The following is a 13,263-nucleotide window of genomic DNA, read 5'->3' as shown; positions in this document are numbered from 1 at the left end:
GTCCCTGGTGACACATAGGATTCAGGGACCTCTGCTGCGTCACGCAGGCTCGCTCTTTAATCGGGTGGAAATCTGAAATGGTGGACCTGAGGGAGTCCTCTCGGGCGGTCCGGCTCTCCTCGTCAGGTGGATTCCTGTCGGTGCTTGCCCGTTCCGTTCGAGGGGCACCCACCATCCCCGTGGCCGGGCGGGCGCTGCGGCCGGTGCTGCTGACCGGCCTGACCGGATCGGGCAAGACCGGACTGCTGCACGGCCTGCGCCGCGCCGGCGAGCAGGTGCTCGACCTCGAGAAGCTGGCCGCGCACCGCGGCTCCGCGTTCGGCGCCGCCGGCCCCCAGCCCACGCACCGCGACTTCACCCGGGCCGTGCTGACCCGGCTCTCCGCCGCCGATCCGGACCGTCCGCTGTGGATGGAATACAAGGGCGGGTATCTCGGCTCCGTGGGTCTCCCGGCGGAGCTGAGCCGCGCGTTCGCCGTCATGCCACTCGTCCGGGTCGAGCGCCCGTCCGCGAGCCGGGCGGCGGCCATCCTCGCCGGCTACGCAGCCCTGCCCGCCGCGGGCTGGCTCGCCGGCGTCGCCCGCATCGAGACCCGGCTCGGCGGCGCCCGCACGGCGGCCGTCCGCACCGCGCTCGGGCGTGGCGAGCTGCGCACGGCGATCGAGCTCCTGCTGGACTACTACGACCGGACGTACGCCCCCCATCTGGCCGCGCTCGGCGGGCCAGTGCTGCACCAACTCGCGTCGGCGACTGATTTGTAGTATCCGAGGACCTTCACGGCGGCGCTGAACGTGATGCTCGTGAGTGCTGCGGCGGTTCGCGTCAGCTGCCGGAGGACGCTTCGTAGTCGTAGCCCTCGGTCGGCGCGAGCGCGACGAGACGATCGAGGACCGGCTCGGTGTTGGTGCCCCACATCTTCGACAGCACCCACGTCCTGCCGTCATCATGGAGGGGCGCCTCGGTGAACCATCGCCCCAGCCGCTTCTGCGATCCCGGATAAGCGCTGGCGAACGCCGCAGCGAGCGCCTCCCCGGTCAGGGTGCCGTCGACCGGCAGGAAGCGGGAACGCGGAATGGCCCCGGCCAGGGCGGTCGCGCTGACACCGGCCCGGTGAAGAGCGGTGACCATCGCCAGCACGGCTCGCCTCTTGCGGAGCGGCTCGGTGCGCCCGGCCGGGGTGATGATCTCGTACGGCGTCCAGTCCCGGGTGTCACTGCCGGCCGCCCGGGCCCGCGTCTGCCGGCGCCGCAGCTGAACGGTGAGCTGGCTCGCCTCGGGCAGCGGAATGACCTGCTGCACGTCGAGCAGGAGGCGGTTGTCGACCTTGTACGGGGTGAGCCGCACGCACCGCACGTCGAGCCCGTAGACGTCATTGAGCCACAGCACGGTGGTGGTGATCTCCCGGTCGAAACCGGCCGCGACCAGCACGACCCGGACCTCACGGCTGAGGACGGCCTCCTCGCCGCCCACATCCTCGAGGAACTCGGCGAGGCGCGTCCGGGCTTCCTCGACCGCCTGAGGTTCGACCTTCTCCAGATAGAGCCACGGTCGATCGGCAGTCATCTCGAACAGCGGCACCCGTCCATGCTGACCCGCTGGGAGCCCGCGGGGAAGGCCGGTTCGTCCCTACCGGTTCAGCGATCGGGTGAGCGGGTGAACAGCAGCACCCCCTCCCCCGATGCCGCCGGCCGGTAGCCGAGGCTCGGCAGGGCTTCCCTCGCCGCGACGGATCTCGGGTCGTTCGACGGGGCGTCCGGGATCGCCACCCAGGTGGGCCGCAGGGCGGCGCTGGGATAGAAGGGGAAGAGGTAGACCTCGCAGCGCGCGGTCAGCTGCGGCGCGAGGCGGTTGTCCGCCGCGACCGTGGCGCCGTCCGGGATCCGGTGCAGGGCCGCGCGGGTCGCCGTCGCCGCGCGGTCCGGGCGCCACGTTCCCGGGTCGGCGAGGGCGTGGAGCGGGAGCATCGTGGTCAGCAGGGCCGCGAAGGCCAGGCACCAGGCGGGCAGCCACCGCCGGCTCCGGGCGGGCGGGGAGTCGAGCATCGCGACGAAGACGATCGGCATCAGCACCGCGCTGTAGTGGAACTCGGTGCCCCAGTAGGACGGGTTCGCCGACCAGAAGCGCCAGCCCAGCGTGGGCAGGGCCAGGAGCAGGATCGGCGAGCGTACGGCCAGGAAGCCGGTCGGCAGCAGCACCATCAGCACCGTGAGCAGCTTCTGCGGGAGGCCGGAGAGCGGGGCGCTGCCGGAGGCGTACCCGTAGGTGTGCGCGGCGTTGAACGCGGGGATCAGCACCTCGACGATGAGCAGCCCGGCGGCCACCGCGCCGCACACGGTCGCCCCACCGAGGCGGCGACGGCCGTGCAGGATCAGGTAGCCGCCGACGGCCGCCACGGTCGCCGGCAGGTCCTCCTTCACCAGGATCAGCGGCGCCGCCCACGCCACCGCCGCGGCCCAGCGGCGGTCGACCAGGCATTCGAGGCTGAAGGCCAGCAGCGGCACCGCGAAGCAGATCTCGTGGAAGTCGAAGCCGACGGCGCGCTGCATGCCCCAGGACAGGCCGTACGCGGCGCCGATCGCCGACCCTCCGCGGGTGCCGAACCGGCGGATCGCCAGCCGCGTCACCGGCACCGCGGACACGGCCAGCAACGCGGCCTGCGCGATCAGCAACGTGGAGGGACCGGGAAAGAGCCGGTAAAACGGCACGAGCAGCACCAGGATCGGATGGAAGTGGTCACCCAGCAGATGGACCCCGGGACCCTTCAGCGGCGCCGTCGGTGCGCCCCAGCCGGCGTACCCGCGGATGCCCTGCTCGAAGATGCCCAGGTCGAACCCCGTGGAACGGACCCGGAGGTGCCTGGTCACCGACGCTGTCGCGTACGCGCAGAAAAGCGCGACCGCCGGCACGGCGATGACCACCGACCGGGTCCTGGGCCGGGTGGCGAGATCCGAGGTCCGCATGCGGCGAGGATCGGCGCCGCCCGCTGAAGCCTCCCTGAAGCCGCCTGAAGATCACTTCAGGTCCGAGCTGCGCGGGATTGGCATCATGTGCCCGTGCGCATACTGCTGGTCGAGGACGAACGCGACCTGGCCGCCTCCCTCCGGGCGGGGCTGGAGGCCGAGGGTTACGCGGTCGACGTCGCGCACGACGGGCGGGAGGGCTGGAACCTGGCCCGGCTCTACCGGTACCAGCTGTTCATCCTGGATCTGATGCTGCCCGGGCTGAACGGCTTCCGGCTGTGCGGGCACCTCCGCGAGGCGGGCATCACCGCTCCCGTCCTGGTGCTCACGGCCAAGGACGGCGAGTACGACGAGGCCGAGGCGCTCGACACCGGCGCCGACGACTACCTGACCAAGCCGTTCTCCTACGTCGTGCTGCTGGCCCGGCTGCGGGCGCTGCTGCGGCGCCGGCCCGGTCCCGCCGGGACGCCGCTGCGGGTCGGCGACCTGGTGATCGACCAGGTCACGCGCCGCTGCCGGCGGGGCACCACCGACATCGCGCTGACCGCCAAGCAGTTCGCCGTCCTGGTCACCCTGGCCCGCCGGCCCGGCGAGGTGGTCACCAAGACCGAGATCATCGAGGAGGTCTGGGACATGGCGTTCGACGGCGACATCAACATCATCGAGGTGTACGTGTCCGCGCTGCGCCGCCGGATCGACCTGCCCTTCGGACTGCACAGCATCGAGACGGTGCGTGGCGCCGGCTACCGGCTGGTGGACGCCCGTGCCTAGGCCCGGCCTCGCCTCGATCCGGGTACGCACCACCCTCGCCGCCGCCGCGGCCGCCGCCGTCTGCTTCGGTGCCGGGGCGTTGTGGCTGCGCCACGAGCTGTACGCCAACCGCTTCGAGGCGTCGGTCGAGCAGGGCACCGGTGACGTACGCCGGCTCGCCACCGCGCACGCCACCCGGGACGAGAACGGCCTGCGGGAGTTCGCCCACGAGCGGTGGATCGCCTTCAACGCCGACCGGACGGTACGGGCAAGCGCCGGGCTGGAGCCGTACCTCGGTGACCTGCGCTGGTTGCCCGGCCCGGAGCCGTCGGCCGAACGGCCGGGCCCGGTGACCATGCCGCTCGGCGGGAGTCCCGCCACCTTCGTGGCCGTCACCGTCTTCCTCGACCCGCACGGCCGGATCGTCGAGGCCCTCACCGGCCCGGTGGCCGAGCCGTCCCGGGTCACCTACTTCCTGCAGGTGTCGCCGGCCGAGGCGAAGGCGGCCATCCGCGCCGTGGACCCCGTCCTCGCCGCCGCCCAGCCCGCGGCGACGATGCTGGTGGCGGCGGTCGCCTGGTTCGTGGCGGGCCGCGCGCTCCGCCCGGTCGAGGCGGTACGCGCGGAGCTGGCCGCGATCACGTCCGCGGACCTGCACCGCCGGGTGCCCGTGCCGGCGACCGGCGACGAACTCGAACGCCTCGCCGTGACCACCAACGCCACCCTCGACCGGCTCGACGACGCGATCGCGCGGCAGCGACGGTTCGCCGGGGACGCCGCGCACGAGCTGCGCAGCCCGCTGGCCACCCTGCGCAACACGGTCGAGGTGGCCCGGGCGTCCGGGCCGGCGGCCGAGCTGCCCGCCGTGCTGGACGTCGTCCTGGCCTCGACCCGCCGGCTACAGAGCCTCACCGACGACCTGCTGCTCCTCGCCCGTCTGGAGAGCTCCGGCGCCCGCCCGCAGGACCGCGTCGACCTGGCGGAGATCGCCCAGGAGCAGGTGGCGGAGCGCCGCCACGGCACCGGCCGGGTGACGTTCACCGCGACGGTGACCGGCCCGGCCGTCGTACGGGGCGACCAGGGTCAGCTCGAACGGCTGGTACACAACCTCCTGGACAACGCGAACCGGCACGCCCGCACCACGGTCACCGTCACCACCGGCCCCGACAGCGGCGACGTGGTCCTGACGGTCACCGACGACGGCGACGGCATCGCCGAGGCCGACCGCGAGCGAATCTTCGAGCGCTTCACCCGCCTGGACGAGGCCCGCACCCGCGACAGCGGCGGCGCCGGCCTGGGCCTGGCCATCGTCCGCGACATCGCGGTACGGCACGGCGGCCGGGTCGAGGCCGGCGCCGGGCCGGGCGCGCGCTTCACCCTCAAACTCCCCGCCGCGTAAATCCTGGTGGGCGTCGCGGTTCTCCAGGCGACCCCGGTCCGAGCCCGTCCAGCACCGGGCCGGGCCAACCGCGCCCGCCGCACACCGGGCCGAGCGAGCCGCGCCCGCCGCACGCCGGCACGGCCGAGGCACGCCCCGCCGCACGCCGGCCGGGCGAGTCACGCCCGGCGCACGCCGGAACGGGCGGGCCGGGCCTGCTAGGTGCCGTGCCAGGAGGCCCATAGGGACGCGTACGGGCCGCAGGCGCGTAGCAGTTCGTCGTGGCTGCCCAGCTCGATGATGCGGCCGCCCTCCATCACCGCCACCCGGTCGGCATCGTGGGCGGTCTGGAGCCGGTGGGCGATGGCGATGACCGTACGGTCGTGCAGGACGGCGGCCAGCGCCCGTTCCGCGTCGCGCGCCGCCGTGGGGTCCAGCAGCGCGGTGGCCTCGTCCAGGATGACCGTGTGCGGGTCGGCCAGGACAACCCGGGCCAGCGCGAGTTGCTGGGCGCGGGCGCCGTCGGGCGGGTTCTCGCCCAGGTCCGCGTCGAGGTCGTCGGCCCAGTCGGCGCCCACGGTCCGCAACGCCCGGCGCAACACGTCGTCCGGCGCCGCGACGATGAGGTTGTCGCGCAGGGACTCGCGGAAGATGTGATGCTCCTGCGTCACCAGGACGACGTGCCGGCGCAGCTCGTCCGGGGGAAGATCGGCCGGGGGCACGCCACCCACCGTCACCGACCCGGTGTGCGGCCGGTCCAGCCCGGCGATCAGCCGCCCCAGCGTCGACTTGCCGGCGCCGGACAACCCGACGACGGCGAGCCGTTCCCCCGGCCGCACGGTCAGATCCACGTCGAGCAGCACATCGCGCCCCGGCTCGTAGACGAACCGCACCCCGCGCACCTCGATCAGGTCCCCGTCCGGCACCCACCCGGTCGTGCCACCCTCCGCCACCCGACCCGGCGCGGCGCGGTCCGCCACCCGACCCGGCAGCGCGTGGTCTGCCGCCCGACCCGGCGTCACGTGGTCAGCCGTCCGACCCGGCGTGGTGCGGTCCGCCGCCTGCCGCGGCGGCGCGTGGTCCGCAACCCGGCCCGATGCGGTGCGGTCCGAAACCCGACCCGGCGCGGTGCGGGCCGCCGCTCGGCCCGGCGGCGCGTGGTCTGCTGCCCTGACCGGCGTGGTGCGGTCCGGGGGCACCGTGGCCAGGCCCTCGGCGCGGGCGAACGAGGCGCTGCTGCTCTGGAGTTGCTCGATCCAGAGCATGATCGTGTCCAGGGGGCCGACCATCTGCCGCAGGTACAGCAGCGCCGCCGCGACGGTGCCCAGCGTCACCGAGCCGGCGAAGTAGAGCGCGCCGCCGGCGAGGAGGACCACGACGATCGGGGCCACGTACGAGAATTCCACCAGCGGGAAGAAGACGGACCGCAGCCGCAGGGTGGCCAGGCGGGTCCGGTTCGTCTCGGCGATCGCGGCGTGGCCGGCGGCCAGGCGTCGCGCCCTCAGGCCGAAGGCCTCGATCGTGCGGGCGCCCGCGGTCGTGGCCGCCAGTTCGTCGGCCATCGCCGAGTTGGCCTCGCCCTCCCGCAGGTACGCCTCCCGCGCCCGGCACAGATACCACCGGGTCACGAACCAGATGCCGGTGAAGCCGAGCAGCCCGGCCGCCCCGAGCGGCGGGCTGAGCACCACGACCGCCACGGTGATGAGCACCATCCGCACGATCGCGACGAACATCTCGGGAAGCACGTTGCGCAGGGTGGTGGCCACCGCGTCCACATCGGTCGTTCCCCGGGCCACGAGGTCGCCGGTCGGCACCCGTTCGACCACCGCGGCGGGGAGGTTCAGCGACCGCTCGAGGAAGCCCTCCCGGATCCGCGCCGCGGTCCGTTCCCCGAACCGGTGGCCGAGTCTCAGCGCGGACCGGGACAGCAGCGTCTGGACGACGGCGCAGGCCAGCACGGCCAGGGCCAGCCGGTCCACCGTCGCGGTGCCGGACCCGCCGGTGACGGCGTCGACGATCCGGCCGAACAGCCACGGACCACCGAGCCCGGCCAGGGCGGCGAGCACGTTGAGCACCACCATGACGGTCACGGTCCGCCGGTCGGCGGCCAGCAGGCGCCGGGCGGCCCGGGCCACCGTCCGCGGATCCGCCACCGGCAGCGTGCCGATCATCCGTCCTCCCTCAGAACCGGCCGCCCACGGCGCGACTCCCGCGCCGCGCCGCCCGCACATCGGCATCGGCACCGGCACCGGCGAGCCGCCACCCCCGGCCCGTCCGCCACCCGGCCCCGCCCGGCACCCGACACGCGGGCACCCGGCACGCGAGCACGCGACGCGCGAGCACGCGACGCGCGGGCACGCTGGGTGGACTGGTCATTCGTCCTCTCCGAAGACTCTGGCGACCAGGCGGTGGTAGCCGGGCTGCGCCGTCAGCAGGTGCCGGTGGGTACCGCTCGCCGCGACCCGGCCGTCGACCAGGTAGTGCACGACGTCGGCCTGGTCGAGCACGACCGGGGACGTGGTGGCGAGGACCGTGGTGCGGCCCGCCCGCGCCGTCCTGAGGCGGGACGCGATCGCCGCCTCGGTGTGAGCGTCGACCGCCGACGTCGGCTCGGCGGCCAGCAGGACCTCGGCGTCCCGGTAGAGCGCCCGCGCCAGGCGTACCCGTTGCCGCTGGCCGCCGGAGAGGTTGCGCCCGCCCCACTCCACGAGGTGGTCCGGCGCCCCGACGTCCCGGGCCGCGGCCGCGCCGATCACCGTCTCGATCCGCTCGTCGCGCGGGGTGTCGGGACCGGCGATCACCTCGCCCAGCGTCCCGGGGAACAGGTCGGCCGAGTGCTCGGCGACGAGGATCCGGGCCCGGACCTCGTCCAGCGCGACCTCGTCGAGCCGCAGGCCGCCCCAGGTGGCATCCGTCGGGCCGTACCGGCCCAGCCGCTCCAGCACCGCGGCCGTGTCGGCCGGCCGGGCGCTCGCCAGCACGGTCAGCCGGCCGGGCTCGACGCGTACGCCGGAATCGGGATCGTGCAGCCCGGCCGGTCCGTCCGGAGCCGGCATCCCGGCGGTGTCCTCCGGCGGCAGCCGCAGGAAGGTGACCACGTGCCGGGCCGACACCAGCCCCCGGGTGACGTCGAAGCCGCAGAAGATGAAGACGCTCACCGGCACGACGAGCATGGCCGTGTAGCCGTACACGGCGACGAGTTCCCCGACGGTGAGCCGGCCCGCCGCCGCCTCCCGCGCGGCCAGCCAGATCACCACCGCGAGGAAGATCCCCGGCAGTCCCTCCCCCAGCGCCCCCACCCAGCTGCTCATCCGCCCGACGCGGTAGCCGAGGTCGCGCAGCTCCGCCGAGCCGTTGCGGAACCGCGCCAGGTGCCCCTGCTTGCCGCCGAGCCCGTTGAGGATGCGCAGGCCCTCGATCACATCGACGAGCTGGGCGGCCAGACCGCCCTGCCGTTTCCGGTACGTCGTCGCGGCGGCCTGCACGCGCAACAGCAGCGGTCCCACCGCGAGTCCCAGCACCGGCACGCCACCCAGTGCCACGAAGGCGAGCATCGGCGAGGTGCGGAACAACAGGACGGACACCACCGTGTACGCGAGAGCACTCGCCACCCCGACGCCGCCGACGTTCATGGCCCGCCCGATCGTCCACACGTCGGAGATGCCGATGGTGACCACCTCTCCGGAGGTCACCCGCCGGGGCAGGGCGGCGCCGAGCCGGGTCGCGTGCGTCATGACGGCATCCGCGGTCCGCAGCGCCGCCGCCAGCCGCAACTTGGTCATCGACCGGTGTCGCATGATGCCCAGCCCCGCGCTCGCCGCGCCGGTCACCAGCACCGCACCCGTCCAGGCGAGCAGCACCGCCGGCCGCCGCGGACCGAGACCCCGGTCGATGGCCTGAGACAACAGGTACGGCGTCAGGGCCAGGCTCGCGAACCACAGCGACCCGAACATCGCCCCGAGCGCCACCCGGCCCTTCAGCTGCCTCGCCAGCCACCACAGATAGCGCGCGGGTCCCCGAGTGTCCACCCACCCATGCTGCCCGAACGCCCCGGACCGCCGCGCGCCCCGAGAATGGTGTCCGTGGCCACTCTGGAGACCGGACGCCTGATCCTGCGCTGCTGGCGCGACGACGACCTCGACGCCCTCGCCGCCGTCAACGCCGACCCTGAGGTGATGCGCTACATCATGGACGGTTCCGTCCGCACCCGGGACGAGTCGGCGGAGGCCCTGGCGAAGATGCGGCGGGACTGGCGGGAGCAGGGCTTCGGGCTCTTCGCCGTCGAGCTGCGCGACTCCGGCGAGCTGGCCGGCTGGGCGGGACTCGCGGTGCCCGCCTTCCTGCCGGAGGTGCTCCCCGCCGTCGAGATCGGCTGGCGCCTGGCCCGGCGCTTCTGGGGGCACGGCTACGCCACCGAAGCGGCCACGGCGGCCCTGCGCTTCGGCTTCGCCGACCCCGGCCTGGACCGGATCATCAGCATCCGCCACGAGAACAACCTCCGCTCGGCGCGCGTCATGGAAAAGCTCGGAATCGGGTACGCCTTCAGCACCACCGTCCCGTCGAACCAGCAACCGGTTGCCGTGCACGCCATCACCCGCCACCAGTACGAGTCCCACTGACCCGTCCTGGCGGCGCCGCACCTCCACCGGCGCCGCACCCGGGCGGGCTCCGCCGGCGCCGCACCCGGGCGGGCTCCGCCGGCGGCCGCGCCCGTCGCCCGGCAGCCGGCCGGGCGCGCCGGGCCACCCGCGGGGTGACGGTCATCGGTCTCGGGTCGGCTCGCTGCATGCCGGGAGTCCACCAGAGGGGTACGACACTTTTCGGACCGGCGTGGCGAGAGAGAACCCGCCGACGCGGCGAGCGGGCGGCACCCGGCCGGTGGGCGACACCCGTCACCTTGGCTCACGGTCGCGCGGTGCCGTGGGTAACGTTCGGGTGGCCGGAACGACGGGGACGGAAGGGGGCGCTGGTGCGCTACGTGGCGATCGGGGACAGCTTCACCGAAGGGCTCGGCGACGAGCTGCCGGACGGGTCCGTGCGGGGCTGGGCCGACCGGGTCGCCGCCGGGCTGGCGGTCGCTTCCGGAGAGCCCGTCGAGTACGCGAACCTGGCCATCCGGGGGCGCCTGCTGGAGCCCATCGTCACCGAGCAGCTCGACACCGCGCTCGCGCTCTCGCCGCAGCCGACGCTGATGACGCTCAACGGCGGCGGCAACGACATGATGCGCCCCGGCAGCGACATGAACCGGCTGGTCGAGCTCACCGAGCAGGCCGTGCGGCGGTGCGTGGACGCCGGCGTACGCCTGGTGCTCATCAGCGGTGCCGACCCGTCGGAGCGGCTGCCGTTCGGGGGTTTCATGCGCCGCCGCGGCGAGCTGCTCACCGTCGCGGTGCGGGAGCTGGCGCAACGGTACGACCTGCCGTTCGCCAACGTCTTCCACGACCAGGAGATCCGCCGGCCGCACTACTGGTCACCGGACCGCCTGCACCTCAACGCCGCCGGCCACCAGCGCGCCGCCGGGCTGATCCTCACCGCGATGGGTCACCCGACCGCCGCGCACGTGGTGGATCCCGGCCCGGCCGAGGGGCGACGGCTGCTCGCCGAGGCCCGGTACTACCGCGAGCACGTGCTGCCCTGGCTGCAGCGCCGGGTGCGCGGACGCTCGTCCGGCGACGACCGCACCGCCAAGTTCCCGACCTGGACACCGATCGGCGCCGCCTGAGCCGGGGCCCCGGGTCCCCGCCGCACCCGCCGCCTCGGTGCCTGGGGTGCCTCGGGTGCCCGGGCCTCGGTGCCTCGGGTGCCCGGGCCTCGATGCCTCGGGTGCCTCGGTGCCTCGGGTGCCTGGTCCTCGGCGCCTCGGTGCCTCGGTGCCACAGAAACGGGCGAGCGGGGCGCCGCGCACCGGACCGCGTACCTCGAACGGGGGACATCGGGCGGGCCCATCGGCGTCGGCTCTCCCATGGGCGGGGGGAGAGGAGGCCCGCTGCCCCGGCGCGGCCGGCGTTCCGCGGGTGGTGGCGACGGCCGGCCGGAACTCGTCTCGGACGGGGTCGCGGAACGGCCCGCGGGCATCTAGCATCAGGCCTCCCCCCTCGACATCGGAGTACTACCCTGCGGACTTTCTCGATCCCGGAACGGATCGGTGGGTTCGGGCTCGCCGCTGCGGCGGCCGCACTCGTGTGGCCGGCTCTCACCGACAGCACCGGCCTGGGTCTGCCGTGTCCGCTGCGGACCCTGACGGGTATTCCGTGCCCCGGCTGCGGTCTCACGACCGCGGCTGTCGCGCTCGTGCGCGGCGATGTCGGTGAGGCGATCGCGGCCAATCCGCTGATTCTGGCGCTGGCGGCGGTCACGGCCGGCACGGTCCCGCTGGTGGCGCTGCGCGCTGCCGGCGTACTGACCGGGCCCCGGCCGTGGTCCGCCGACCGGCGCCGGAGACTGCGCTGGCCGATCACCCTGCTCGCCGCGGCGAGCTGGTTCTTTCAACTGCACCGGCTCGGCTGAGGCCGAACCGCTTTCACGAGGGATTTCGCATGAGCTACCCGCAGGATCCGTACGGCGCCGCCCCCGGTGCCCCCTACTCCGGCCAGCCGGGGTACGCCGCCCAGACCCCGGACTACGCGTCCTGGCTCAGCCGCGTCGGCGCGTACCTGATCGACGCTCTGGCCGTGCTGCCGTTCTCGATCCTGGCTCTGATCCTGGGCCGGGGCACGGACGAGGCCACCGGCCTGCCCACCTTCAACGCCCTGTACTGGATCTTCACCCTGCTCGGCATCGCGGTCAGCGGCTACAACCGCTGGTTCCAGGCCGGCCGGACCGGTCAGAGCTGGGGCCGCAAGGCGCTCGGCATCCGCCTCGTCGGCGAGCAGACCGGTCAGCCGATCGGCGCCGGCATGGCCTTCGTCCGCGACCTGGCGCACATCGTCGACGGCCTGATCTGCTACATCGGCTTCCTGTTCCCGCTCTGGGACGCCAAGAAGCAGACGCTGGCCGACAAGATGGTCAAGACCCTCGTGGTCCGCTGACGCCCGGCGGGTCGCGGCCGCACCGGCCGCGACCCGCACCCAGCACGACAGCCGGGCACGACGACGCGCACAGCCGAGCCGCCCCGAGCCGCCCCGAGCCGCCCCGAGCCGCCAGCGAGCACGACGAACAGCGACCGAGCACGACGAACAGCGGTGGGCACAGCCGGGGCGAGACCCGGAAACAAGCGGCCGAGCACGACGAACGGCGGCCGGACACAGCCGGGGCGAACCCCGGCCGGTCTCCCGGGTGGAGGCGGCGGCACGGCCGGATGACCCGCCGGCGGGTGATCGGGGGGTGGGCGGCGGCACGGCCGGAGGGCCTGCCGGCGGTGATCGGGGGTTGGCGCCCCCGCGGCCGGCCGGCGCACCTACGCTGGCCGGGTGACGTGGCTCGACGTGATCGGCTGGATCGGTTCCGCCCTGCTCGTGTGGTCGCTGCTGCAGAGCCGGCTGCTGCGCCTGCGTGCGCTCAATCTGGTGGGCTGTCTGGTGCTCATCGGCTTCAACGCGGCGCTCGGGGTGTGGCCCATGGTGGGGCTCAACGTCGTGCTCGCGGTGATCAACGTCTGGTATCTGGTGCGGATGGTGGCCACGCGGCACGACGAGAAGGCGTACCGGGTGGTGGAGGTGCGGGACGAGGAGATCGTCCGGTATCTGCTCGAGCTGCACCGGGAGGACATCGCGCGGTTCAACCCGCGGTTCCGGTGGGACGGCGGCGACGCGGACCGGGCGTCGTTTCTCGTGGTCAACGGCGATGAGATCGTCGGGGTGGTGCTGTTCCGCGGCGACGAGGACGGGGTCGCGCGCGTCGAGCTGGACTACGTCACCCAGCGGTACAGGGATTTCACGCCGGGCGAGTTCGTCTACCGGCGCAGCCATTACTTCACCGACCGGGGCTGCCGGCGCGTGATCACGCCGCCCGGCATGCTCGCCCCGTACTACGGCCGGCTGGGGTTCCGGCGCGAGGGCGAGAGCTACGTGCTCGACCTGGCGGATTCCTCCCCGGCCGGTAATTGACACCGGTGTCCGGTTCTCCGGCGAGGGGCTGACCGGACCGGGACTTTGGTCCTTCACAGTCGGTGAGTTCGGCCCGAGCGGATCACCACCCCATCAGCGACCGTTGAGGAGTCAAAGAAAAAGTCACCCG

The 13,263-nt window shown here is 73.9% G+C and carries 12 protein-coding genes; 8 read left to right on the top strand and 4 right to left on the bottom strand.

What is annotated here, in order from left to right; all coding sequences use genetic code 11:
- The first annotated feature begins 179 nt into the window (after window positions 1–179).
- Window positions 180–761, top strand: coding sequence for a tRNA 2-selenouridine(34) synthase MnmH (locus CLV70_RS40580; RefSeq protein ID WP_106130431.1), 582 nt, complete (start codon window positions 180–182; stop codon window positions 759–761).
- Between the two features lie 61 nt (window positions 762–822).
- Here the strand turns inward: CLV70_RS40580 and CLV70_RS32385 are convergent, their stop codons facing one another.
- Window positions 823–1,563: a hypothetical protein gene (locus tag CLV70_RS32385; RefSeq protein ID WP_146164238.1), complete on the bottom strand. Its 741-nt coding sequence runs from the start codon at window positions 1,561–1,563 to the stop codon at window positions 823–825.
- Between the two features lie 71 nt (window positions 1,564–1,634).
- Entirely contained in the window at window positions 1,635–2,960 is a 1,326-nt protein-coding gene (locus CLV70_RS32380; protein ID WP_106130429.1) for a DUF2079 domain-containing protein, read from the bottom strand.
- A gap of 93 nt (window positions 2,961–3,053) precedes the next feature.
- Here CLV70_RS32380 and CLV70_RS32375 point away from each other — a divergent pair, with 93 nt between their 5' ends.
- Together CLV70_RS32375 and CLV70_RS32370 are read left to right on the top strand one after the other, a co-directional pair.
- Entirely contained in the window at window positions 3,054–3,731 is a 678-nt protein-coding gene (locus tag CLV70_RS32375; RefSeq protein ID WP_106130490.1) for a response regulator, read from the top strand.
- Entirely contained in the window at window positions 3,724–5,109 is a 1,386-nt protein-coding gene (locus CLV70_RS32370) for a sensor histidine kinase (RefSeq protein ID WP_211303976.1), read from the top strand. The genes CLV70_RS32375 and CLV70_RS32370 overlap by 8 nt, the downstream gene beginning before the upstream one ends.
- 197 nt (window positions 5,110–5,306) lie before the next feature.
- Here CLV70_RS32370 and CLV70_RS41455 read toward each other — a convergent pair whose 3' ends face one another.
- Entirely contained in the window at window positions 5,307–7,259 is a 1,953-nt protein-coding gene (locus CLV70_RS41455; protein ID WP_245908596.1) for an ABC transporter ATP-binding protein, read from the bottom strand.
- Window positions 7,260–7,460: 201 nt separating this feature from the next.
- A complete protein-coding gene (locus CLV70_RS32355; protein WP_106130489.1) occupies window positions 7,461–9,041 on the bottom strand; it encodes an ABC transporter transmembrane domain-containing protein in 1,581 nt (526 codons plus the stop codon).
- A gap of 129 nt (window positions 9,042–9,170) precedes the next feature.
- Here CLV70_RS32355 and CLV70_RS32350 point away from each other — a divergent pair, with 129 nt between their 5' ends.
- The 5 genes from CLV70_RS32350 to CLV70_RS32330 all read left to right on the top strand — a co-directional run bounded on the left by CLV70_RS32350 (window position 9,171) and on the right by CLV70_RS32330 (window position 13,133).
- Window positions 9,171–9,707, top strand: coding sequence for a GNAT family N-acetyltransferase (locus tag CLV70_RS32350; protein WP_106130488.1), 537 nt, complete (start codon window positions 9,171–9,173; stop codon window positions 9,705–9,707).
- 350 nt (window positions 9,708–10,057) lie between these two features.
- Complete coding sequence (locus CLV70_RS32345; protein ID WP_106130428.1) at window positions 10,058–10,810, top strand: SGNH/GDSL hydrolase family protein; 753 nt, start codon at window positions 10,058–10,060, stop codon at window positions 10,808–10,810.
- Between the two features lie 92 nt (window positions 10,811–10,902).
- Window positions 10,903–11,595 carry a DUF2752 domain-containing protein gene (locus CLV70_RS41450; RefSeq protein ID WP_170148692.1) on the top strand — a complete coding sequence of 231 codons (693 nt, stop codon included), beginning with the start codon at window positions 10,903–10,905 and terminating at the stop codon, window positions 11,593–11,595.
- A gap of 29 nt (window positions 11,596–11,624) precedes the next feature.
- On the top strand, window positions 11,625–12,116 hold the full coding sequence (locus CLV70_RS32335) for an RDD family protein (RefSeq protein WP_106130427.1): 492 nt from the start codon (window positions 11,625–11,627) through the stop codon (window positions 12,114–12,116).
- A 381-nt stretch (window positions 12,117–12,497) separates the two neighbouring features.
- Window positions 12,498–13,133, top strand: a complete 636-nt coding sequence (locus CLV70_RS32330; protein ID WP_106130426.1) for a hypothetical protein — start codon at window positions 12,498–12,500, stop codon at window positions 13,131–13,133.
- The last annotated feature ends 130 nt before the right edge of the window (window positions 13,134–13,263 follow it).

The sequence above is a fragment of the Pseudosporangium ferrugineum genome, assembly GCF_003002065.1.
Taxonomy (GTDB): Bacteria; Actinomycetota; Actinomycetes; order Mycobacteriales; family Micromonosporaceae; genus Actinoplanes; species Actinoplanes ferrugineus_A.
The sequence above is the reverse complement of the archived record's forward strand: the minus strand, read 5'-3'. Positions and strand labels throughout refer to the sequence as shown.